The organism is Bacillus sp. FSL K6-6038 (assembly GCF_038050455.1).
Taxonomy (GTDB): domain Bacteria; phylum Bacillota; class Bacilli; order Bacillales; family Bacillaceae_G; genus Bacillus_A; species Bacillus_A pseudomycoides.
The window spans coordinates 1,826,421-1,850,063 of the sequence record NZ_JBBOUH010000001.1 but is presented as its reverse complement, the minus strand read 5'-3'; the positions used below and the strand labels follow the sequence as shown (position 1 = coordinate 1,850,063).

Sequence of the window (23,643 nt, the reverse complement as noted above, 5' to 3'; positions counted from 1 at the left end):
AGGAAGCTTTTCACTAAAAAGCTTCCTTTCTTTTTGTATATTAAATTAACAAATCAAACAAAACAGGATTTTTATTTAACTCCATAAATTGAATATTATTTTCTCGAAAACGGGTAATTAACGGTTCATAATCTTCTTTATGTTTTAGCTCCACTCCAACGAGTGCAGGTCCATTTTCTTTATTATGTTTTTTAATATACTCAAAACGAGTGATGTCATCCTCTGGTCCTAATCCTTTATCAAGAAATTCTCGCAATGCTCCTGAACGTTGCGGAAATTCAATAATAAAATAATGTTTTAACCCTTCGTAAATGAGAGAGCGTTCTTTCATTTCCTGCATTCTATCAATATCGTTATTTCCACCACTTAACGTACAAACAACGGTTTTCCCTTTAATTTCGTCCTTATAAAAATCGAGTGCCGCAATTGAAAGAGCACCAGCTGGCTCCGCAACGATTGCATTTTTCTTGTACAATTCTAAAATCGTTGTACAAATTTTCCCTTCAGGAATCAATACAATATCATCCAATACGTCTTTACACGTTTCAAAGGTTAATTTCCCTACTTTTTTGACAGCTGCTCCATCAACGAAACTATCGATTTTTTCTAGGGCCACGTTTTCATTTTGTAAAAAAGCTTCTTTCATCGATGCTGCTCCCTTTGGTTCCACGCCGATTACTTTTGTCGTAGGACTCACACCTTTTACATATGTACCAATACCTGATGCTAAACCACCGCCACCAATTGCTGTGAAGACATAATCCACATGTTTCTCCATATCGTGTAAGATTTCAACAGCGACTGTCCCTTGACCCGCAATTACATATGGATCATCAAACGGATGAACAAACATCATGCTATTTTCCTCACAATAGCGCTGCGCTTCTTGGAAAGAGCTATCAAATGTGTCCCCAACTAACACAATTTCCGCATAAGTACCACCAAAAAATTGTACTTGAGATACTTTTTGCTTAGGTGTTGTTGTTGGCATAAAAATTTTAGACTGAATATTCAATAAATTACACGTATAAGCAACCCCTTGCGCATGATTACCAGCACTAGCACATACAACCCCATTGTGTAATTGTTCTTTCGATAAGCTTTGAATTAAATTGTAAGCACCTCGAATTTTAAACGAACGAATTACTTGTAAGTCTTCTCGTTTCACATATACATCACATTCATATTTCTCAGATAAAACTGAATCCCGCTGGAGCGGTGTTTTATTGACGATATCCTTCATATGATTATGAGCCACAAGGATATCTTCGATTTTCACTCTTTCCCTTACATTTTGCACCATCTCGTATCATTCCTTATCTCTTTTATATGGATTTAATCAAAATTTTGCATTTTTAGCACTGCACCTGTATTCGCTGATGTTACCATTTGTGCATAGCGCCCAAGCCATCCTGTTTTCACTTTTAACTCTGGTTTTTTCCATTCTTTTCTCCGTTTTTCTAATTCTTCATCACTTACTCTCACTTCAAGTAAACGTTCCTCTACATCAATACATACAATATCGCCTTGCTTGAGAAGTGCAATCTCTCCGCCAGCAGCAGCTTCTGGTGAAATATGTCCTACTGAAATGCCACGTGATGCCCCTGAAAACCGACCATCTGTTAATAGTGCAACATCTGCGCCTAATCCCATACCAGCAATTGCTGAAGTTGGAGCTAACATTTCTGGCATACCAGGTCCACCTCTTGGGCCTTCATAACGAATAACAACAACATCTCCTTTTTTCACTTTACCTAGCATAATCCCTGCAAGCGCCTCGTCTTGAGACCCAAAAATAACACATGGTCCTTCAAAACGTTTCACTTCTGTTGCACCACTTTTAATAACAGCACCATCTTTTGCAAGGTTTCCTTTTAATATACGCAGACCACCTTCTTCACTATGAGGATTTTCAAGAGAGTGAATTACTTCTTTATCTTGAATTTCTGCATGAGCGATGTTTTCTCGTAATGTCTGGCCAGTAGCTGTAATACGGTCCAGATGGAGTACACCTTCTTTTCTACTTAACTCTTTTAAAATAGCGCTGATACCACCTGCACGATCAATATCTTCCATATGCCAATTAGAAGCTGGGCTCACTTTACATAAATGTGGAACGCGTCTTGAAACTGCATCAATTCGGCTCATATCATAATCAAGTCCCGCTTCCTGTGCGATTGCTAACGTATGTAATACCGTATTTGTTGATCCTCCCATCGCCATATCTAATGCAAATGCATCGTCAATCGCTTCTTCTGTTACGATATCTCGTGGTTTAATATCACATTCAATTAATACTTTTAATTTTTCAGCTGCTTGTTGAATTAGTTCTTCACGCCTTGGGTCTGTTGCTAAAATGCTACCATTCCCAGGAAGCGCAAGCCCTAATACTTCACATAAACAGTTCATTGAATTTGCAGTGAACATACCTGAACAAGAACCACAAGATGGACAACCGTGATCTTCAATATCCTTTAACTCTTCTTCTGAAATTCTCCCAGATTGATAGGCACCTACCCCTTCAAAAACAGAACTTAAGTCGACTACTTCTCCTTTTGATGTTTTCCCTGCAGCCATTGGACCACCAGAAACAAATACAGTCGGAATGTTAACACGTAATGCGGCCATCATCATGCCTGGTGTGATTTTGTCACAGTTCGGAATACAAATCATCCCATCAAACCAGTGTGCATTTACTACCGTTTCCACTGAATCGGCGATAATTTCACGGCTTGGGAGCGAATAGCGCATACCGATATGCCCCATCGCAATCCCATCATCTACCCCAATTGTATTAAACTCAAACGGAACCATACCAGCTGCACGTACCGCTTCTTTTACAAGACGACCAAATTCATTTAAATGTTTATGACCTGGAATAATTTCAATGAAAGAATTACAAATTGCTATAAACGGCTTATCAAAGTCTTCATCTTTTAAACCAGTTGCTTTTAATAAACTACGATGTGGTGCTTTGTCAAATCCCTTTTTAATCATGTCACTTCTCATCTTTTCAAGTCCCTTCTGTTCATTTTCACTTATCTATCTCCTACTACTTTTTCACTAACTCTTTCCCCTTTGGCTGCTGGATCCAAGTCATCATCTCTCGTAATTCTGCTCCTACTTTTTCAAGTTGATGATTTTGCTCTGCCTTTTTCATCGCATTGTAAGTTGGACGTCCTGCTTGATTTTCTAAAATCCATTTCTTTGCAAATTCGCCTTGCTGAATCTCCGCAAGAACTCGTTTCATTTCTTTTTTCGTTTCATCTGTAACAATTCTAGATCCTGTTACATAGTCACCAAACTCTGCTGTATCTGAAATAGAATGGCGCATATTCGTTAGACCACCTTCGTACATTAAATCAACAATTAACTTTAGCTCATGTAAGCATTCGAAATATGCAATCTCCGGACGATATCCACCTTCTGTTAACGTTTCAAAGCCTGCTTTCACAAGTGCAGTTACCCCGCCGCATAATACAGCCTGTTCTCCAAATAAATCCGTCTCTGTTTCTTCTTGGAATGATGTTTCAATTACACCAGCACGTGTACAACCAACTCCTTTGGCATATGCAAGAGCTACATCAAAAGCGTTTCCAGTCGCATTTTGATAAACGGCAACTAAAGCTGGAACACCATTTCCTTCTTGAAATACGCGGCGAACAAGATGTCCTGGACTTTTTGGCGCAACCATCGCTACATCTACGTAACTTGGTGGCTGAATTTGTCCAAAGTGAATATTAAATCCATGTGAGAAAAGTAACATCTGTCCTTCGCGAAGATTCTTTTCTACTTCATTTCGATATACATGCGCCTGCTGTTCATCTGGCAATAATACTTGTACAACGTCTGCGGTTCTTACCGCTTCTGAAACTGACATTACTTCAAAACCATCCGCTTTCGCTACGCTAAAAGATTTTCCTGGACGAACACCCACTACAACATGAACACCGGAATCACGTAAATTTTGAGCTTGCGCATGACCTTGTGACCCATAACCAACTACTGCCACCGTTTTCCCTGCTAATACCTCTAAATTTGCATCTTTTTCATAATATGTTTTCATCTTCACATACACTCCTTATAATTTATTTACTTGCAGAACATCAATTAATTTCTTTAACTGATTAACGAGTAATACTGCTTCCTTTTCTGTACAAGCTACTGTAAGTTTCATTTTAGAAACTTCTCTTGTTTCTCCTTCATTTAAGTTTAAAGAAGAATTGTTATAGCAACGCCGAGCAAAAATCCCACTTACTCTTAATAAAACACCGGGATCGTTATTGACAACGAGTGAAAAAGTATGACTCATTCTTCCCACCTCTTCATGATCATTTCATGATTCCCTTTATTAGGAGGAACCATTGGAAATACGTTTTCGCCCTCTTCTACACAAAAATCCACAACAACTGGTCCTGACCGTCCACTTTTAGCGATATAGTATGCCTCCTGCAATATACGTGATAGCTGATTCACATCTCGTACTTGATAATTATGCTTTGTAACCGGCATTGTGATTCCCACAACGTCCGCTTCTTGAAAACCATCTTTTCCAATGAGAGGTGTTGCTACTTGCCCTGTAATTACTACTAAAGGAATCGAATCCATATACGCATCTGCTAAACCAGTAACTAAGTTTGTAGCCCCAGGGCCGGAGGTAGCAAATACTATCCCGACCTCTCCAGAAGCTCTCGCATACCCTTCTGCTCCATGAATAGCTGCTTGTTCATGACGCGTTAAAACATGTTTCAAACCACTGCGATACAGCGCATCGTAAACTGGTAAAATAGCTCCGCCCGGATAGCCAAATACTGTTGTTACACCTAATTTCTTTAAACATTGAATAACATGTCCGGCACCTGTTACTTTTTTTACTTCTCCATGATCCACTTCATCACACACTGCATGTTGTTCCTTCATTTTGCTAACTCCTTCCCCTATTCGTTAAGCTAAGCTTTCTGCTAGTCCCGGAACTCGCACTCCTCGCTCTCTCGTTAACTTTTTAAATTCTTCTGTTAACTGTTTCGTTACTTCTCCTGGTTTTCCAATTCCGATTTCTCTTGAATCCACTCTTACAACTGGAATTAATTCAGCAGCAGTTCCTGTTAAAAATACTTCATCTGCTACATATACATCGTGACGAGTAAATGGTCTTTCTTCACAAGGAATATTTAACCTTTCACAAAGTTCAATGACACTATTCCTTGTAATCCCTTCAAGAGCTCCTAAATATGCAGGTGGCGTTACTACTTTTCCATCTTTCACAATGAATACGTTATCTCCCGATCCTTCACAAACATACCCTTGTTGATTTAACATAAGCGCTTCTAGCACACCTGCTTGTGCTGCTTCAATCTTTACGAGTACGTTATTTAAATAGTTCATCGATTTAATACGTGGATCAAGTGCATCTGGCATATTTCGACGAGATGCAACAGATACAACACTAAGACCGTTATCATAGAACTCTTGCGGGAACAACTTTAACTGTTCAGCAATGATAATGACACTTGGTTTCGTGCAGCTTCTTGGATCCAGCCCTAAATCCCCTTTTCCTCTTGAAACAATTAATCTAATATATGCATCTGCATATTCATTTTTTTGTAGTGTCTGTAAAACCGCTTGTTCCATCTCTTCGATTGTCATCGGGATCGTTAGTAAAATCGATTTCGCAGATTCATATAAACGCTTTAAATGCTCTTTTAAACAAAATACATTTCCGCCATAGCTACGAATCCCTTCAAATACGCCGTCTCCATATAAAAAACCGTGGTCGTAAACAGATACAACAGCCTTTTCTTTTTCTACTAATTCCCCATTCATATAGATATACTGGTTTCCCATCTTACATCGCTCCTCTTTTTTATCTCTTTATGTGCAATCCATCTTTTTATCGATTGCTGAGAAGAATGCGTTTTATCAGAATATTATGTATATTAATTATAAAAATATCCTCGCCTCAACAATCGATTTTCTACAAACGTGTAGCAATCCATTGCTGAGACGAGGGAATCGTGGTACCACTCAGCTTCCTTATACTTCTCGCGAAATATATGCTCTGTAGACTTTTGTTCTTTTACCGGGAACAACTCCGCTGCTCTCTACTCATTTTTTTCAAGGACAGTGCTCTGAGGTGATCTTCAACCGATACAATTGTTACCACCCTCACAGCCACGGGGCAGCTCTCTGAAACAATTTGTATCGTTTACTCTCCTCTTCTTTGCATTCTTCTATTCTCTTTTCTAAAGTAAAAACTCTCGCCTCAGCAATCAATCACTACGTCATAGTAGCTTTGATTGCTGAGGCGAGAGTTTCGCGGTACCACTCAGCTTCCTTATATTTCTCACAAAATATAAGCTCTGTAAGTCCTATCAGACTATCACCCTTTTACCGGGGATGAAACCGCCGCTCTCTACTCGGTTTCCCTTTCGCAAGCGATGCTCCAAGGTGATCTTCAATGATTCGATCGTTACCACCCTCACAGCCATGGGGCAGCTCTCTGAAACTTTCATAATCATCTACTTTCCTCTTCTTTGCATATACAATATATAAAAATTAGAAAATTCTAAATTAACTTTTAAGTTGTTACACGTATTATAGGACTTCATTCTTTTCATTGTCAACATGTTTTTTGAAAAATTTTATTTTAAATTATAATCCAAACTTTTTATCAAAATAAAAAAGGAATGAATCTCAATCCAACACTCATATATTACTTAAGGCTTGTCTATTAGAAAAGACAGCTTCATACATATGTAAAATTATTAAGGAGATGATGTGAATATGTTAAAAGGCAAAGTTGCATTGGTTACTGGAGCAAGCCGTGGAATTGGACGCGCTATTGCGAAACGCTTAGCAAACGACGGTGCATTAGTTGCTGTTCATTATGGAAATCGTAAAAGCGATGCAGAAGAAACAGTGCAGGAAATTCAATCAAATGGCGGTTCAGCTTTTTCTATAAATGGTAACCTCAAATCGTTACATGGTGTAGAATCTCTTTACCAATCTTTAGATGACAAATTGCAAAAACATACAGGTGAAAATAAATTTGATATTTTAGTAAATAACGCAGGAATCGGTCCGGGAGCCTTTATTGAAGAAACAACTGAAGACTTTTTCGATCGAATGATTTCCGTGAATACAAAAGCCCCATTTTTTATTATTCAACAGGCATTGTCACGTTTACGTGACAATAGCCGTATTATCAATATTTCATCAGCTGCAACACGAATTTCTTTACCCGATTTCATTGCCTACAGCATGACAAAAGGCGCGATCAACACAATGACTTTTACACTAGCAAAGCAACTTGGAGCAAGAGGGATTACAGTTAATGCGATACTACCAGGCTTTATTAAAACAGATATGAATGCTGAACTCTTAAGTGATCCAATGATGAAACGATATGCAACTGAAATCTCTGCTTTCGGCCGTTTAGGAGAAGTAGAAGATATTGCAGATACCGCTGCATTTCTTGCTTCCTCTGACAGCCGATGGGTTACTGGACAATTAATTGATGTGAGCGGTGGTTCTTGTTTATAAAAAAACATATAGTTTCAAATCTTTTTTATTGCGCAATAAAACAATTTATATAATACTAGATAAAACATATCTATTTAGGAGGATTACAGCAATGACAGAAAAAACATACGAACTCGCAACCTTTGCAGGCGGCTGCTTTTGGTGCATGGTAAAACCATTTGATGAACTTCCAGGTATTCAAAAAGTTGTTTCAGGCTATGCTGGTGGCCACACCCCAAACCCAACATACGAACAAGTAAAGTCTGGAACATCTGGGCATTTAGAAGTTGTTCAAATTACTTTCAATCCTTCTATTTTCTCTTATCAAAAATTACTAGATTTATACTGGCCACAAATTGATCCAACTGATGATGGCGGGCAATTTTTTGACCGTGGACCATCCTATCGCACAGCGATTTTTTATCATAATGAATCGCAAAAAGAGCTAGCCGAAAAATCAAAACTAGCAATAGCAGAAAGCGGTATGTTTAAGGATCCAATCGTGACGGAAATTCGTTCAGCTGCTCCTTTTTACGAAGCGGAAGAATATCATCAACATTTTTATAAAAAAAATCCTGAGAAATATGCTCAGGAGCGTAAAGAGTCTGGTCGTGAAGATTTTATTAAGTCAAATTGGAAAAAGAATTAATCATATCTCTCACTACCTTTTCAATAATTTGAACAGGTAGTGTTTTTTTATTACCTGACGTCTTGCTATGATTAGCATACTTTTATTATCTTTTAAAAATTCCTGCTTCATGAACAACGAGAATACTTTAGGTCAATGAGAAGATCTTCTCATTGACCTTTTTTATTTTCCAATATAATAAATCATTTCTCTACTTATTCGCTTCATTTTTCAACTGCAACGCAATCAAACTAGCAAAATCATGTACTAGTGTCGCAGCTAATAAAGAAGTAATTTGAGCTTGATCATATGGCGGTAACACTTCCACTAAATCGAAACCAATATAATTAAAACCACTTAATGAACGCACCATATTTAATGTCTCACGACTGTTAAATCCCCCAACTTCTAATGTCCCTGTACCAGGCGCACAAGATGGATCTACAAAATCAATATCAAACGTTAAGAAACACGGTGTATCGCCAATCGTTGTTCGCATTTGCTCAAGGATACTTTCAAAACCACGATTACATAATTCTGCTGTTGTAATAACGTTATATCCTAAGTCATTGCTAGCTTCTATATCACCAGGATGATTCAATGTTCCACGAATTCCAATTTGAAATACTTTGTCTGGCTGTAGTAGCCCTTCTTCATGTGCACGTATAAACGGCGAACCGTGCCAATATTTTTCCTCATAATATGTATCCCATGTATCTGTGTGCGAATCGAAATGAATCATTGCCACAGGTCCATGAACTTTCGCTGCCGCACGAAGGCTTGCTAATGTAACAGAATGATCCCCTCCAAGACCTATCGGGATAATTCCTTGCTGCATTAACCCAAAAACGGCTTCCTCTATTAAATCATAGCTGCGATGAATATTATGTGGAATCACAGAAACATCACCAATATCAATCGCATTTGTGTCATCAAATGGGTATACATGGTGAATTGGATGATATGGAAATAAGGTCATCGATGCCTGACGAATTGCTTGTGGAGCAAAACGAGCACCAACGCGAAAAGAAGCAGCAGTATCAAATGGCATTCCTAAAATAGCAACTTTTGCTTGCTCATTACTTGATGGCAATCTCACAAATGTACCTGTCGTACAAAACTCTGGTTTTACATCTGGTGTTAGTGGATATTTCATTTCTCATTTCCCCTTTTCAAACATAATTTTTTGCACCCGAAAGAAACTTTTTTTATATGAATGTTTTTTATTAAAATGCAAAAATCATGCCATATAGAAAATGATTCGTTACCCTCTATTCACTCTTTTTCTGTCTATGCATAATTGCATAGCTTATTCTAATCAACATACAAAGTATGAAAAATAGTTTTTATTAAAAGGCAAGAAATTTCATAAATCACTTATTAAAAGAGTGCGTTTATAAAATGGCACACATGATATAATAGGCGTTTTTATTTTACATATATAATTGTAATTGGTGCGGTCTATTCAAGGGATGATAATGATTCAAGAAATAAAGTAAATTACTTAAATTGCAAACCCACTTAATTTATGACAAAAAAGCAAATTAAATTTCAATAAATCAAAAAACATTACATTTATATTACAAGACACATTGATTATTTCAATATTACAGAATATAATTCTTTTGTGAAAATAAAAACTAAAATTATTCATTATTTGGGGGATATGGAAAATGAAGAAATCTATTTTACCAATTTTAATGGCTGCAATGTTTGTAGTTCCTACAGTTTCTCATGCAGAAGAAAATGTAGTTGTTCAGAATCATACATATGCAATTGAGCAAGGTGAAGAAAATGGGGCTATGGTTCCACATTGGTCAAAATATGGAGGTTCTTGGTATTACTTTAATGAAGATGGTAATACAGCTAAAGATTGGAAAAAGATCGACGGCACTTGGTATTTCTTTGGTAAAGATGGAATTATGGTTACAGACTTGAAAACTATTAATAAAAAAACATATTATTTTAATGATAATGGAGCTATGATGACAGGTTGGAAACAATTTAATGGACCTGTGTCTTATAACGGAAAATGGCGTTATTTTAATGAAGATGGCTCCATGGTTAAAGATTGGAAAAATATTAAAGGCACTTGGTATTACTTCGATGAAGAAGGATTCATGGCCACAGGTAAAAAAACGATTATAGGACAAACATTTTACTTTAATGATAATGGCAGCATGGTGACAGGTTGGAAACACTTTGGTGGTTCCGACGGATGGCATTACTACAATGAAGATGGTTCCATGGCTATAGGGGAAAAATTGATTAATGATAAAGGGTATTATTTTAATGATAATGGGACTATGGTGACAGGTTGGCGTGAGATTACTAGTGGGCCCTATAAAGGCACTTGGTATTACTATAATGAAGATGGTTCCATGGCTACAGCATGGAAAAATATAAAAGGGACTTGGTATTTCTTTTATGGAGATGGGACTATGGCTACTGGCTGGTTACCAGCAGGCGATACTTGGTACTATCTAAATGCAAATGGTTCTATGGCTACTGGCTGGTTAAAAGAAGGACCTACTTGGTATTATCTAAATACAAATGGTTCTATGGCTACTGGCTGGTTAAAAGAAGGATCTACTTGGTATTATCTAAATACAAATGGTTCTGTGGCTACTGGCTGGTTAAAAGAAGGATCTACTTGGTATTATCTAAATACAAATGGTTCCATGGCTACTAGCTACCTGTTCATTGATGGAAAGTGGTATCACTTTGCAGATAATGGCGTTATGATCTAAGTGAATTTCAATGGGTAGAGATTTACATCTCCTACCTATTGAAAAGTATCCCTAGACCTGTTCCCTCTATTCTTTAGGGAACAGGTCATTTTTGTTTTCTTGAACTCACACACAATTATAGTGATGAATGTAGTTTAGTACGATCTTTTGCAATAATTTATTTCCTCAATCTCTCAATAAAGTCATGTAATTTATCAAGCGAAGTCATATTCTGATTACATGCTATACTATCTTTACAAATATAGTTTCCTTTTTTAACAAAAGTACCTGGTACATCACCTTTTATTTCAACTAAAAACAGACCTACTTCTTCGTGACCATGACACAATGAACAAATACTCTTTTTATTTATACTTTGAAACGTTCCCTGTAGGCCAACAAACTTATTTCCATTCTTTGCTACAATAAACTTTCTGCCCGTTCCTTTATCAATCCAACCTAAATACGACATTTCTTTCATATTTATTTCTTCTATTTCAGGAAGCTTCAATTTTTTAGCTTTAGGAAATATTTTTTTTAACGCTTGTGGTGTAATTTCCTGAAACGGAATAACATATGGATTTAACTGAAGTAAAAACGATTCTGCGTTCTCTCTATTTTCAACTGCCAAAATCGTATCGATTATTTTTTTTTGTGCATCAGTAAGATTTTCAAAAACATGTAACACTTTTTCTATTGCAAGAGACTTCAGCGCAGCAATAACACCTCTATCGTTTGCTGTTGCGTGTCCATGCGCTAGAATATGAGTTTGTGATTTTATAAAATTATATTGATCACTTCTAATAAATGCTTCCATTATTATCACTCCATACAAATTGTTGATCTCTTTTTATTGTATACAATACACTTATTTTATAAAATGTCGAAAACGATTCATAAACAAAGTATACACAAAAAGCACTGATTATTTCTAATTGAATAATCAGTGCTTTTCATTATTATTTTGAATACACGATTTTTTTTATCGTTTCCGTAGAAAGAAAGTATTCCTCTGCTAATTGATGAATGGTAGTTCCACTTTTAAAAGCATGTTTAATGTCTCTATTCCGCGCATCAAGTTGCTTTCTTCCGCCAGATCGTGTACCCCATTTATAATGTTTAGTTTCTTGTTTGGGAATGTAAATTGTTTCACCTTGTACATACTTTTGAATTTCTACAATTAAGCTTTCTGGTAAAACAGTCGCTGCCTTTACGTATTTCATTTCTGCTCGCCCCTTATTTTTTATGGTTCATTTCAATAAGGTGCAAAGCCAAATATAAAAGAAATGATACGAGCTCATTTTGGCGATTGAATACTACTTGTCTACCTCACGCAAAGTATCGCCATTTCCATACTTGGCTTTGCATGAGACGCTGCAGTGTCTGGCAATTGTATTGTAATCGCCATATCAACACCTCCTAATATACCTTTTGATTCAACTTTATTATATGATAAATTTTCCTCACTTGCATCCCACTACTTTTTAAAATTAAAAATAATGTGAGGGCGCTTTATGAACAAAAGAATCATTACATCATTGATTATACTAACCACTCTTCTCTTCCTACTCTTTGGAACTTATAAATTAATGAATTCACGAACGTATCAACTATTTGGTAAATTAACAAATCGGGTAGAAACAAATCAAAAAGTCGTCGCCCTAACCTTTGATGATGGTCCTACAAAAAATGTAGAACCTGAATCTATCATTTTATTACATTCCATGTATGACGATTCTAATAATGCCTTAAAGACCATTGAAAGCATTTTAGATTCTTTATCTAAAAAAGGCTATCAATTTGTTACAGTAAACGAATTGCAGAAAAGATAATTCTATAATTAAAAGGCTCTAGCATAACGTTATGCTAGAGCCTTTTGTACTTTAAATCACTCCAATTACATTTAAAAATACGATAATAATTGCAATTGGTGCGATATAGCGAAGTAAGAATAACCATAATACAAATAATTTATAGCCTTTATTTTTACTGACACCCAGTTCTTTCATTAATACATCTTTCTTCATTTTTAATGGCACGAAAATTGCAACTAATAATACACCAAGCGGCATAAGAACGTTACTTACTGCAAAGTCTGCTAAATCAAACACTGTTTTTCCAAAAAGCTTCACATCACTTAATACACCATATGATAGTGCCGATGGAATTCCAACAACAAAGATTAGTAATCCAACAATCAATGCCATTTTTTCACGTTTTCCCTTTCCTTTTTTTGTTAAGGAAGCAACACTAATCTCTAACATAGAAATTGCAGATGTTACAGTAGCAAAAAAGAATAGTAATAAGAAAATAATGAAAAATAGTTTTCCAAATGCCATTTTACTGAAGATAGCCGGTAATACAATAAATAGTAATCCCGGTCCTTGAGATGGCTCCATTCCAAATGCAAATACAACCGGGAAAATTGCAAGTCCCGCAAGTAATGTAATAACAAGTGTTAAACCAACAATAGAAAATGCTGAACGCGGTAAATTTTCTTCTTTCGGCAAGTACGAGCTATACGTTACCATTACTGCCACACCGACAGATAATGAGAAGAACGATTGCCCCATCGCATATAAAACAATCTCAGACGTTACATGCGAAAAATCAGGTTGTAAGAAGAAACGTACCCCTTCTCCCGCTCCATCTAATGTAAGCGCACGAACAATTAACACAAAGAACAAAACGAATAGTGCTGGCATAAAGTATTTATTTACTTTTTCAACACCATTTTGCACGCCTTTACTCACGATAAAAATAGTAATAAGAATAAATAATAGCTGTGATCCAACTGCTAAATATGGATTGGAAATGATTTCACCAAATGTTGCTTCGTATGCACCATTTCCTTCCCATAGTCTACCTGTAATTGCATTCCATAAATATAATAAAATCCAACCTCCTACAACACTGTAGAAAGAAAGCAATATGAAACATGTTACAATCCCTAACTTACCAACCCACGGCCATAATGTTTTAGGAGCGATCTCTCTATACGCATCAACAGCCTCTTTTTGCGTACTTCTTCCGATTGAAAATTCTGCCAATAATAAAGGTAAACCAATCAGTAAAGTAAAACCAATGAATATTAGAAAGAAGGCACCGCCCCCTCCAATACCGGCCATATACGGAAACTTCCAAATTGCGCCAAGGCCAATTGCTGAACCTGCTGCAGCTAAAACGAAACCTAATTTCGATGTCCATTGCTGTGAATTCATCTTTCTATCTCCTCTCTTCTTCTATTTTTTCTTGTTATTACATTTCATACTTACTCGTATTGTTCTATCCTCTTCCCTTTCTAATACAACCACTTCCCTTCAGAAACAAAAAATCGCCCCTACAGTAACGTAGGGACGATAAAAATATCGCGGTACCACCCTAGTTGTGAAAAATACTAAGAAACTGCCGAAATAAAAAAAGCCCCTACGAAAACGTAGGGACGATAAAATATCGCGGTACCACCCTAGTTATGAAGATACAACTAAAATAACCCCGAAATAAAAAACGTCCCTACGCAAAAACGTAGGGACGATATATATCGCGGTACCACCCTAGTTGTGAAAAAATTCTTCACCACTTTATTTGATAACGGTATATACTACCGTCTTTCATTTCCTCACAATGTGAGATTTATGAAAGATGCTCCAGGACGAACTTCATGAATAATCTATATACTGATTCGCACCAACCATCAGCTCTCTGTCATAGGGAGATTTTCACTACTTTACCCTTTCATTGCCCAACTATATGTTTTCCGAATTGATTACTATCATTTTTATCATACAATAAAAGGAGTGTCAACTGATTTTTTTGAATTTTTATGTATTAATTTGCTATTTGTTGCTATAAAAATTCAAAATATGACTTTTTGATGAATACTATTGCACGACTTATGGTTTATGCTTTATAAAATCCACTGACAGGTTTATAGTAGTATAGGATGATTGTAACAGAGCACGAGTAGGAGGAAAGGTTTTGTCTACTTCAAAAGTTTTAAAAGGTACAGCTTTACTAAGCGGTGCCACAATGATTTCGCGTATTTTAGGCTTTATATACTTCTTCCCCTTTCAACTATTAGTTGGTGAACAAGGGGTTGCTTTATATGCGTATGCATATTCTTGGTATGGCATCTTGCTTAGCTTTTCAACAGCCGGCATTCCAATTGCTGTGTCGAAATTTGTTGCTAAATATAATGCATTAGGTGACTATAACACAAGTAAGAAACTGTATAATTCTAGTGTAAAAATCATGCTGCTTATGGGTTTCGCTGGATTTTTAATCTTATTTATCGGAGCACCTTACGTATCGCAGTTTATTATTCGTTCCAAAACACCTGATCCGGGGTTTATCGCTGATGTAACACTTACAATGCGAGCATTAAGTTTTGCGCTCATTATTGTTCCAGCAATGAGTGTAACACGTGGATACTTCCAAGGATTCCAACATATGAAGCCAAGTGCTGTTTCTCAAGTTGTGGAACAAATTGCACGTGTCATTTTCATTTTAGTAGGTAGTTTTATCGTTTCAAAATTACTAGGTGGTTCCGTTGCTTCTTCTGTTGCAGTCGCTACATTCGGAGCTGTTATTGGAGCAATTGCCAGCGTTTCAATTTTAATCATGTATTGGAAAAAATATAATCATTTAAAACCACCTGCAGGCGAACTAAAAACAAGGGCTTCAAACGTTTCATTAAAAAGCATTTATATGGAGCTACTTCGTTACGCAATCCCTATTGTTTTTGTAGGGATCGCTATTCCACTTTATACTTTAGTGGATCAATATACAGTTGCTGATGCACTAAGAGCAATTGGAACACCGCTTGAAACTGCGAATGCGATTTTCGCTTATATAACGAACTATGCTCAAAAATTAATTATGATTCCCGCTTCGCTCGCAACTGGATTTTCACTTACGATTATTCCAGCGATAACAAAATCATTTACAAGCGGGAAACTAGAAGAATTACAAGAACAAATTACAAAGATTTTCCAATTATTGTTATTCTTCACAATCCCTGCTGCATTTGGACTCGCTAGCATCGCATATGATGCATTCCGCATGGTATATATGAGTCCTGATACCGCTTTAGGCGGGTCTCAATATTTAATTTCTTATGCACCATCAGCAGTATTAAGTGCGATTTTCACTGTTTCAGCAGCCATTTTACAAGGCATTGATTATCAGCGAAAAACAATGATTGCATTCTCAGTTGGTATTCTCGTAAAAATCTTAGTGAATACGCCACTTCTATATCTATTAGGTGGGCATGGAGCAGTACTTGGAACAATTCTTGGATATCTCGTTTCTGATATCATTATGCTATATTGCATCGTCAAATTTGCAAAGTTTGATATTGCAGAAACAGCTAAAACAGTATTTCTTATTACAATTTACTCCGCAGCAATGTCCGCTGTCGTAATAGGATTAAAAGCGATTATCGGATGGTTGATCCCTGGACAACCTTATATCGAATCATTGCTAATCGTTATTATTTGCGGCGTGGTTGGAGGAATTGTCTATCTTACTTTCGTATTAACAAGTGGCCTAGCATCACATATTCTTGGTGATCGGATTGGTCGTTTACCTATATTAAAAAAATTAGTAAAATAAAACAAAGAAGAGATTGTATATGATACATACAATCTCTTCTTTGTTATGTTTCTTATTCAAACAATCCCATACTTAAATAACGCTCTCCCGTATCAGGTGCAATACATAACACTTTCTTACCAGCACCTAATTGTTTTGCTATCGTGATTGCAGCATAGACCGAGGCACCTGAAGATGGTCCTACTAATATTCCCTCTTGTTTTGCTAGATTTCTCATTGTACTAAGCGCTTCTTCATCCGCAATTTGAATAATTTCATTATATATTTCAGTATTTAAGTTTTTCGGAATAAACCCTGGGCTTGTTCCAACTAGTTTATGAGGACCCGGCACACCACCAGATAAAACAGGAGATCCTTTCGGTTCAACTACTGCAATATATAAATTTGGTAGTTTCTCTTTCAATATTTCTCCTGTGCCAGTAATGGTTCCACCAGTTCCAGCAGTTGCTACAAATGCATCTAGCTTTCCATCCATTTGTTCATAAATTTCAAGAGCTGTTGTATAGCGATGAATATTCGGGTTTGCTGGATTTTCAAACTGCTGCGGAATAAAGCTATTTGATATTTGTTTTTGTAATTCTACCGCCTTCGCAATTGCTCCTGGCATTCTTTGTTCTGCGGGTGTCAAAACAACTTCAGCCCCATATACCTTAAGCAAGTTAATCCGTTCTTTTGACATATTATCTGGCATAATTAAAATCGCTTTGTATCCTTTAGCAGCTGCGTTCATCGCTAAACCAATCCCTGTATTTCCACTTGTTGGTTCAATAATCGTATCACCTGGCTTAATGAGCCCTTGCTCTTCCGCCATATGAATTAAATTATACGCCGCTCGGTCTTTCACACTACGAGATGGATTAAACATTTCCAATTTCACATACACATCTGCCGCATCTTCTGGAACGAATCGCGATAACCGTAAGACAGGTGTATCTCCAATTAATTCTGTAACATTTTGACATAGTTTCATAGCGCATCCCCTATTCTATCGTGTTTTTCGATCGCTTGGTAGTAACCATGACGTAAGTCCAATTAATGGTAAACAACTACATAATACCATAATAAATTGCAGACTATACACGTCTGCTAATTTCCCAAGAACAACGGCACCTAATGCTCCAAGGCCAAACGCAAGACCTACAATTAATCCTGACACCATTCCAACTTTTCCCGGAACGAGCTCCTGCGCATACACAACAATAACACTAAAGCTACTGGAACTAATAAAACCTATACATAAAAATAACGGCACAACCCACGCTAGAGAAACATGTGGTAATAAAAGTGCAAGCGGCGCAGAACCTAGCATTGAAAATACGATAATATTTTTCTTACCAAATCGATCTGCTAATGGCCCACCAAAGAATGTACCCAGTACCCCAGCAATCATAAAAGCAAATACAAAGTACTGTGCATTTTTAATAGACACACCATAATGCTCGATTAAATAAAACTGATAGAAGTTCCCAATGCCAGCTCCATACCAAGAACGAACAAAGGTTAAGAAAACAAGAAGAACAATTACAAACTTAATATGCTTACTAACAATTGCATTCTCCGCCTCAAGTGCAGCTCGTTTCTTTCTTCGCACCGCACCATTTACTAACTCATTTTTGTACCAATTTGAAACAAAAATTAATAACACAATACCTACCGCTGCAAAAGCCGTGAATCCAAGTGATCCAACTTGCCCAAGCGGAACAAAAATTAGCGCTGTAAAAATTGGTGCAAGAGAATTCCCTGTATTTCCTCCTACTTGATAAATTGACTGCGCTAACCCTCGCTTTGCACCAGCTGCCATATAAGCAACACGTGCGCCTTCAGGATGAAAGACTGCTGATCCTAATCCGATAAATAAAACTGAAATAATAACGATAATAAAGTTTGGTGCGAACGCAAGTCCAATCATCCCAAGCATACTCGAAAACATACCGAGCGGTAATAAAAATGGAGATGGTTTCTTATCTGAATACATCCCAAACACCGGCTGCATAATCGATGACGTCATATTTAACGCGAATGCAATCCATCCTACCTGCATATAAGACAAATTCATCGACTTTTCCAAAATAGGAAACAGTGCCGGTACAACAGCTTGCATCGAGTCATTTAAAAAATGACCGAAACTAATCGCAAATAAAATACGATATATCGTTGGTGAAGCTATTTTATTTTCCTTTGAAACTGCCTGCATAATTCACTCTCTCCTTCCCTAAAAAACAGAAAATGTAACTAATTAACATTACACTTACTGTAATAATTTCTGATTTTTAAAACATTTTCTATTCTATACTGGTTTTATTTCTTTTTCCAGCAACACAACTTCGATTTCATCTATATACATAAAATCATTAAATTTATATATTTTTATAGCGTTGAATGGAAGAAGTTTTCTTTAGATTATTTTATATCAGCAAAGATGAAGAAAGAGACAAACAAGATTGTTGCACTCTTACTTCCATGATCAGTAATTCTATCCGCATGTTAGCAAAAACAAAAGACAACACCTAGCTCAAAAAAGTACATCACTCCATTAGTCGTGATGTACTTTTTTCTAATCAACTTTAATTATAATTCTCGTTTTTCTTTTAAAAGTTTTTGAAATTCTATTTCTAATTCTTCGGACGGTTCAATACTTAAGCGACTTAGCACTTCCGATATTTTTGTTTCAAGTAAAAGAAGCTTATCTTCTTTCGTATCTCGCGTCTTTTCCACTTGATTAAGTTTATATTGCTGATAGTTCCCTTCAAATAATTCAATCTTTTGATTACGGATTGTTAAAATTCGCGTAGCAATATTTTCGATAAACCGGCGATCATGCGAGACAAAGATTACACTTCCTTCATATTCTTTTAGAAGAGACTCTAACGCTTCAACAGCTTCCATATCAAGAAAGTTCGTCGGCTCATCTAACACTAAAGTATTAATATCACTTAAAAATAGCTTTGTCAGCGCTACTTTCACTCGCTCACCGCCACTTAAAACCCCTACTGGCTTATAAACATCATCTCTGAAAAAATGCATTCTCGCAAGAACCGTTCGAATCAGTGTTTCATCCTGTTTTGAAGAGAGTTGGACATTTTCGATAATTGATTTCTCCGTATCTAATATGTTTAAGTTTTGACTAAAATAGCCAATTTTAACAGCTGGTGAAAGCTTAATACCATACTCTTGGTTCATGATTTTTTTGACAAATGTCGTTTTCCCACTTCCATTTGAACCGATAATCGCTAATTTATCACCGCCCCGAATGTGAAAACTTGTTTTGCTCCAAAGCACACGTTCCCCAACTTTACCTGTTACACCATCTACACGAAGAATAATCCGGTTTTTAAACGTTTCTGCATTTGGCAAATTCATCTTAATTGGTGAGAGCCCCTTTACTTTTTCTACCTTTTCAAGTTTTTCTAATCTCGTTTCGATGGCCGTTGCTGTTTTTTGTAGCTTCTTTTGCTTTTTGGCAAAGTATGGCTTTGCTCCTGTAATTCTCGCTTCGGATTTACTTACCTTTTTTGGCGCCTTTGTTGCTCTTTCAGCTTTTTTCTCTTTTAACTTTAACGCTTCTTCCAACTGCTTTTTCTTTTTCTCATACTTTTCATACGCTAATTGTTCTTGATTTAGCTCTATTTCTTTTTGTTTTACATAATCACTATAGTTGCCTGTATACTCTTTTATTTTCCCTTCATTCAATTCCCATATCGTTGTACAAAGAGCATCTAAAAATGCACGGTCATGCGAAATAATGATAAATGCCCCTTGCCAACTTTTTAACTTTTTCTCCAACCATTCGATATGTTCTGTATCAAGATTTGTAGTCGGTTCATCTGCAAGTAAAAGCTCGGCATCTTTCATAAGAGCTTTTTGGACATATTCTTGCGTCACTTCCCCACCACTTTTTGTTGTATCTGTTCGTTTAAGCTGCGGCAAAAGCTCACACCTAGTACGTTGAATAACATTTCCTTCTTCTGGAGAAATTTTTCCAGCCAACATTTGAAATAACGTCGTTTTCCCGCTTCCATTTCTACCAACTAACCCAATTCGAGCATTTTGATGAATTTGCAATTGGTCCACATCTAGTAATAAACGATCCTGTACATAGTACTTTATATGATTAGCTTCTAATAAAAACATAGTAACATCCCCTTTTATCCAGTTTAGGAGACAAAAAAATGCCCCCTATATCCATTCAGAATAGGAGGCATAATTATATATAGGTGTACACCAAAAGAGACTATCCCTTTTAGATCCAACTATACAAAGCCAATCCTATTCTGAAAAACGCGAATTAAAGGCATCACAAATAACAGCATAATCATCTGTTAAAAATAACCTTCAATTGTTTGTTTTCGTAAATAGGATTAGTACTTCATGTAATTGGGTCACCCTTCCGTTCTTTCAATTTCATTAACACTATTTTTAGTATAGCTAGAAATTTCAAATAAAATCAATGTTTTTTTCATTTTAAATAACAAAACGCTTATATTTTTCAAAATCACTCGTCTTACATTCGAGTGAAAGTTTTGTACCTTCATTTTCATAGCTCGTAGATACAACATGAGCATGATCATTGAAATAGGATACAACTTGCCCTTGATCATAAGGAATTAACATCTCACACTTTGTATACTCTTTGTAAATGTAAGAACGAATCATTTCTACAAGCTCTTCAATCCCAATTTGTTGTTTTGCAGATAGATATACTCGGTCCTCCTGGATTTTCGGAATTTCAACATCCATCATATCTGATTTATTATACGCATAAATCGTTGGGATGTTTTCAACACCAATTTGTTTTAATGTTTGGTTTGTAATCTCAATTAATTGTTCATAATTTGGATTTGCATAATCCACTACATGAATCAATAAATCCGCTTCCGCTACTTCTTCTAACGTTGAACGGAATGCTTTCACAAGATGATGCGGTAATTTGCTTACAAAACCAACTGTATCTGTTAATAAGAATGATTTATTATCTGGAAGTTCAATATTGCGTACGGATGTTTCCAAGGTTGCAAATAGCATATCCTTTTCAAACACTTGCTTCTCAGTCGAACCATTAAAGATTTCAAGCATCGTATTCATAATCGTTGATTTACCTGCATTTGTATATCCTACTAATGAAACAACGGGAATTTCGTTTTTCTTACGCTGTTTACGCTGCGTTTGACGTTGTGCAACAAGCGCTTCTAATTCTTTATTTAATACTGCAATTTGCTCTTCAATTTTACGACGGTCCAGCTCTAATTTCTTCTCACCGACACCTTTATTCTTCGTACCAACGCCGCCGCTCTGTCTTCCTAAAGATTCACGAAGACCAATTAAACGCGGCATCATATATTGTAGGTGCGCGACTTCAACTTGCAACTGCGCTTCTTTCGTCTTAGCACGCTGCGCAAAAATATCTAAAATTAAAATGGTACGATCAATTACTTTACAATCTAAGTCAGCTTCTAAATTTCGAATTTGTGAAGGCGATAACTCATCATTAAAAATAACCATATTCGCATCTGCTTCCTTCACAAAAGCAGAAACCTCTTCAATTTTCCCTTTTCCAATATAATGTGATGGATTCACGCGATGTAAATTTTGCGTAACTCTCCCTATAACTTCCACATCACAAGCTTCTGCAAGATTCGTTAACTCCTCCATTGAATATTCAAAATCACTTTCACTATTTAAATTAACTCCAACTAATATCGCTTTTTGTACTAGTTCTTCCATATATTTATTCCTCCATTTCGATTACGTAAAATTAAAAAACACAGGTCACTGCCTGTGTTTTTCGTAAACGGATGAGAGTACACCAAATAAACAAAAGAAAGCAACATTGCTTCCAAATTGCTACATGGTCAATACGTCACAAATGATATACGTATCCAAAAACATATACGTATATCACATCATTCTATTATAAAGGCAAAACAAAAAGAGGGCGTATTCGTCCCTCCCTCTTTTCACATATCAGTTCAATAAAGGGTTCCTTTAAAATAGGCAGACCAATCCCGTTCACTCTGTACACAGACAGAGCCTTTGAGCGCTATTCAATTATCGGCACAAAGCTTTGAGACGTAATCTGATTAAAATCAAAGGAGACCCCTCCGTTCATTAAAAGTTACATAAATCTTAGCATAATTATGTAGTTTTCACAACATTAAACTTCACTTACGGGCATAAATAAAATCATTATTTTTCTACTGCATTCTTCATTTTTTTACGCATAATTTAATAAAGTTCTCGTCTTTTGTTTTGCATCACTTTATGGGTGAAATCTATAATTAATGAATCGAATTCACCCCATACAAGCTTAACGACCTATATCTTGCACGTGTTCAATCTCTTCTTTTTCTTCTTTCATTTCATAATAGTATGATGGCAATTCTATTCTATGCTGCAAGAAATAATCCTCAATCAATGAAATGATCACTTTCAATGTTTTCACACGCGCATATAATTTATCGTTACTAGCGATAATATTCCATCTTGCATTCGGTTTATCTGTTTTCTCAAACATTTCTTCCATTGCCCGGGCGTATTCATCCCACTTTTCACGATTGCGCCAATCTTCATCTGTAATTTTCCATCTCTTAAGAGGATTTTTCTCTCGATCTTTAAATCGCACTAACTGCTCATCTTTACTAATATGATAGAAGAATTTTGCTACTATGTAATGATCATCTGTTAATAATTTTTCGAAATCATTGATTTCATCGTATGCTCTATTCCATTCTTCCTTTGTAGCGAATGCCTCTACACGCTCTACCAATACACGACCATACCAAGAGCGATCAAAAATTGTGATTTGACCATACTGAGGAATTTTCCTCCAGAAGCGTTGCAAATAATGGTAACGTTTTTCATGAGGAGCAGGCGCACCAATTGGATTTACTTGAAATCCACGCGGATCCAGATGCTCAGTAATTCGTTTAATTGCCCCTCCTTTTCCAGCCGCATCCCAACCTTCCATCGCCATAATAACGGCTATTTTTTCTTTTTGTAAAATTTGCTGCAACGCTAATAAGCGCCTTTGATACTTTTCAAGCTTCTTATTATACTTTGATTTTGATTCCATTCTTTTCGTTAAATCTACTTGAGCAAGACGATCTTTTGTCATAAAATAATTCCCCTTTCCCTACACTAACGCTATTTTAACAT

The 23,643-nt window shown here is 36.3% G+C and carries 19 protein-coding genes, 1 pseudogene and 2 other annotated features; of the genes and pseudogenes, 5 read left to right on the top strand and 15 right to left on the bottom strand.

Going from position 1 to position 23,643, the window contains the following annotated elements:
- Nucleotides 1-40 precede the first annotated feature (40 nt).
- From ilvA to ilvE, 6 genes and pseudogenes are all read right to left on the bottom strand, one after another.
- Nucleotides 41-1,303, bottom strand: a complete 1,263-nt coding sequence (gene ilvA / locus NSQ40_RS09485; protein WP_018766679.1) for a threonine ammonia-lyase IlvA — start codon at nt 1,301-1,303, stop codon at nt 41-43.
- Nucleotides 1,304-1,335: 32 nt separating this feature from the next.
- Nucleotides 1,336-3,009, bottom strand: a complete 1,674-nt coding sequence (gene ilvD / locus NSQ40_RS09480) for a dihydroxy-acid dehydratase (RefSeq protein WP_098715900.1) — start codon at nt 3,007-3,009, stop codon at nt 1,336-1,338.
- A 43-nt stretch (nt 3,010-3,052) separates the two neighbouring features.
- Nucleotides 3,053-4,066 (bottom strand): ketol-acid reductoisomerase, encoded by a 1,014-nt coding sequence (locus NSQ40_RS09475; protein ID WP_033796052.1) that lies wholly within the window; start codon nt 4,064-4,066, stop codon nt 3,053-3,055.
- Between the two features lie 15 nt (nt 4,067-4,081).
- Nucleotides 4,082-4,312, bottom strand: coding sequence for an ACT domain-containing protein (locus NSQ40_RS09470; protein WP_141547016.1), 231 nt, complete (start codon nt 4,310-4,312; stop codon nt 4,082-4,084).
- An 86-nt stretch (nt 4,313-4,398) separates the two neighbouring features.
- A pseudogene (locus NSQ40_RS09465) lies at nt 4,399-4,920 on the bottom strand (thiamine pyrophosphate-binding protein); the annotation flags it as partial.
- 24 nt (nt 4,921-4,944) lie between these two features.
- On the bottom strand, nt 4,945-5,844 hold the full coding sequence (gene ilvE / locus NSQ40_RS09460; RefSeq protein ID WP_018783445.1) for a branched-chain-amino-acid transaminase: 900 nt from the start codon (nt 5,842-5,844) through the stop codon (nt 4,945-4,947).
- 453 nt (nt 5,845-6,297) lie between these two features.
- Nucleotides 6,298-6,543, bottom strand: a binding site (T-box leader).
- A gap of 240 nt (nt 6,544-6,783) precedes the next feature.
- On the opposite strand from ilvE, the gene NSQ40_RS09455 reads away from it, so the two are divergent.
- Both NSQ40_RS09455 and msrA read left to right on the top strand, forming a co-directional pair.
- Entirely contained in the window at nt 6,784-7,542 is a 759-nt protein-coding gene (locus tag NSQ40_RS09455) for an SDR family oxidoreductase (RefSeq protein WP_003202700.1), read from the top strand.
- Between the two features lie 91 nt (nt 7,543-7,633).
- Nucleotides 7,634-8,170: a peptide-methionine (S)-S-oxide reductase MsrA gene (gene msrA, locus NSQ40_RS09450; protein WP_003202698.1), complete on the top strand. Its 537-nt coding sequence runs from the start codon at nt 7,634-7,636 to the stop codon at nt 8,168-8,170.
- A 190-nt stretch (nt 8,171-8,360) separates the two neighbouring features.
- On the opposite strand, the gene speB is transcribed toward msrA, so the two are convergent.
- Nucleotides 8,361-9,305, bottom strand: a complete 945-nt coding sequence (speB, locus tag NSQ40_RS09445; protein WP_258248526.1) for an agmatinase — start codon at nt 9,303-9,305, stop codon at nt 8,361-8,363.
- Between the two features lie 517 nt (nt 9,306-9,822).
- Between speB and NSQ40_RS09440 the strand changes: the two genes are divergently transcribed.
- Nucleotides 9,823-10,899, top strand: a complete 1,077-nt coding sequence (locus NSQ40_RS09440; RefSeq protein WP_003206765.1) for an N-acetylmuramoyl-L-alanine amidase family protein — start codon at nt 9,823-9,825, stop codon at nt 10,897-10,899.
- Between the two features lie 157 nt (nt 10,900-11,056).
- Here NSQ40_RS09440 and NSQ40_RS09435 read toward each other — a convergent pair whose 3' ends face one another.
- Both NSQ40_RS09435 and NSQ40_RS09430 read right to left on the bottom strand, forming a co-directional pair.
- Nucleotides 11,057-11,695, bottom strand: coding sequence for a FusB/FusC family EF-G-binding protein (locus tag NSQ40_RS09435; RefSeq protein ID WP_003206763.1), 639 nt, complete (start codon nt 11,693-11,695; stop codon nt 11,057-11,059).
- A gap of 142 nt (nt 11,696-11,837) precedes the next feature.
- Nucleotides 11,838-12,101: a CD3324 family protein gene (locus NSQ40_RS09430; protein WP_003206761.1), complete on the bottom strand. Its 264-nt coding sequence runs from the start codon at nt 12,099-12,101 to the stop codon at nt 11,838-11,840.
- A 291-nt stretch (nt 12,102-12,392) separates the two neighbouring features.
- Here NSQ40_RS09430 and NSQ40_RS09425 point away from each other — a divergent pair, with 291 nt between their 5' ends.
- Nucleotides 12,393-12,710 (top strand): hypothetical protein, encoded by a 318-nt coding sequence (locus tag NSQ40_RS09425; RefSeq protein ID WP_018783276.1) that lies wholly within the window; start codon nt 12,393-12,395, stop codon nt 12,708-12,710.
- A gap of 51 nt (nt 12,711-12,761) precedes the next feature.
- Here the strand turns inward: NSQ40_RS09425 and NSQ40_RS09420 are convergent, their stop codons facing one another.
- On the bottom strand, nt 12,762-14,099 hold the full coding sequence (locus tag NSQ40_RS09420) for a sodium-dependent transporter (protein WP_003203801.1): 1,338 nt from the start codon (nt 14,097-14,099) through the stop codon (nt 12,762-12,764).
- Between the two features lie 303 nt (nt 14,100-14,402).
- Nucleotides 14,403-14,626: a binding site (T-box leader), on the bottom strand.
- A 230-nt stretch (nt 14,627-14,856) separates the two neighbouring features.
- Between NSQ40_RS09420 and NSQ40_RS09415 the strand changes: the two genes are divergently transcribed.
- Nucleotides 14,857-16,491: a putative polysaccharide biosynthesis protein gene (locus NSQ40_RS09415; protein ID WP_018766689.1), complete on the top strand. Its 1,635-nt coding sequence runs from the start codon at nt 14,857-14,859 to the stop codon at nt 16,489-16,491.
- Between the two features lie 52 nt (nt 16,492-16,543).
- Here the strand turns inward: NSQ40_RS09415 and cysK are convergent, their stop codons facing one another.
- The 5 genes from cysK to NSQ40_RS09390 form a co-directional block, all read right to left on the bottom strand.
- On the bottom strand, nt 16,544-17,461 hold the full coding sequence (gene cysK, locus NSQ40_RS09410; protein WP_341286099.1) for a cysteine synthase A: 918 nt from the start codon (nt 17,459-17,461) through the stop codon (nt 16,544-16,546).
- Nucleotides 17,462-17,476: 15 nt separating this feature from the next.
- Nucleotides 17,477-18,685, bottom strand: a complete 1,209-nt coding sequence (locus NSQ40_RS09405; protein ID WP_033797387.1) for an MFS transporter — start codon at nt 18,683-18,685, stop codon at nt 17,477-17,479.
- A gap of 374 nt (nt 18,686-19,059) precedes the next feature.
- A complete protein-coding gene (locus NSQ40_RS09400; protein ID WP_003203794.1) occupies nt 19,060-20,622 on the bottom strand; it encodes a Vga family ABC-F type ribosomal protection protein in 1,563 nt (520 codons plus the stop codon).
- 330 nt (nt 20,623-20,952) lie between these two features.
- The gene (gene hflX / locus NSQ40_RS09395) at nt 20,953-22,212 is read right to left on the bottom strand and encodes a GTPase HflX (RefSeq protein ID WP_003206751.1); all 1,260 of its coding nucleotides are present in this window, start codon (nt 22,210-22,212) and stop codon (nt 20,953-20,955) included.
- Nucleotides 22,213-22,795: 583 nt separating this feature from the next.
- Nucleotides 22,796-23,602 carry a polyphosphate kinase 2 family protein gene (locus NSQ40_RS09390; protein ID WP_018766693.1) on the bottom strand — a complete coding sequence of 269 codons (807 nt, stop codon included), beginning with the start codon at nt 23,600-23,602 and terminating at the stop codon, nt 22,796-22,798.
- Nucleotides 23,603-23,643 lie beyond the last annotated feature (41 nt).

Coding starts and splice junctions, on each gene's coding strand:
- NSQ40_RS09430 (WP_003206761.1), bottom strand. CDS start 12,101: ATGAAATACGTAAAGGCAGCGACTGTTTTACCAGAAAGCTTAATTGTA.
- NSQ40_RS09435 (WP_003206763.1), bottom strand. CDS start 11,695: ATGGAAGCATTTATTAGAAGTGATCAATATAATTTTATAAAATCACAA.
- hflX (WP_003206751.1), bottom strand. CDS start 22,212: ATGGAAGAACTAGTACAAAAAGCGATATTAGTTGGAGTTAATTTAAAT.
- ilvA (WP_018766679.1), bottom strand. CDS start 1,303: ATGGTGCAAAATGTAAGGGAAAGAGTGAAAATCGAAGATATCCTTGTG.
- NSQ40_RS09405 (WP_033797387.1), bottom strand. CDS start 18,685: ATGCAGGCAGTTTCAAAGGAAAATAAAATAGCTTCACCAACGATATAT.
- NSQ40_RS09455 (WP_003202700.1), top strand. CDS start 6,784: ATGTTAAAAGGCAAAGTTGCATTGGTTACTGGAGCAAGCCGTGGAATT.
- speB (WP_258248526.1), bottom strand. CDS start 9,305: ATGAAATATCCACTAACACCAGATGTAAAACCAGAGTTTTGTACGACA.
- ilvD (WP_098715900.1), bottom strand. CDS start 3,009: ATGAGAAGTGACATGATTAAAAAGGGATTTGACAAAGCACCACATCGT.
- cysK (WP_341286099.1), bottom strand. CDS start 17,461: ATGAAACTATGTCAAAATGTTACAGAATTAATTGGAGATACACCTGTC.
- NSQ40_RS09475 (WP_033796052.1), bottom strand. CDS start 4,066: ATGAAAACATATTATGAAAAAGATGCAAATTTAGAGGTATTAGCAGGG.
- NSQ40_RS09470 (WP_141547016.1), bottom strand. CDS start 4,312: ATGAGTCATACTTTTTCACTCGTTGTCAATAACGATCCCGGTGTTTTA.
- NSQ40_RS09440 (WP_003206765.1), top strand. CDS start 9,823: ATGAAGAAATCTATTTTACCAATTTTAATGGCTGCAATGTTTGTAGTT.
- NSQ40_RS09400 (WP_003203794.1), bottom strand. CDS start 20,622: ATGTTTTTATTAGAAGCTAATCATATAAAGTACTATGTACAGGATCGT.
- NSQ40_RS09390 (WP_018766693.1), bottom strand. CDS start 23,602: ATGACAAAAGATCGTCTTGCTCAAGTAGATTTAACGAAAAGAATGGAA.
- NSQ40_RS09425 (WP_018783276.1), top strand. CDS start 12,393: ATGAACAAAAGAATCATTACATCATTGATTATACTAACCACTCTTCTC.
- ilvE (WP_018783445.1), bottom strand. CDS start 5,844: ATGGGAAACCAGTATATCTATATGAATGGGGAATTAGTAGAAAAAGAA.
- NSQ40_RS09420 (WP_003203801.1), bottom strand. CDS start 14,099: ATGAATTCACAGCAATGGACATCGAAATTAGGTTTCGTTTTAGCTGCA.
- msrA (WP_003202698.1), top strand. CDS start 7,634: ATGACAGAAAAAACATACGAACTCGCAACCTTTGCAGGCGGCTGCTTT.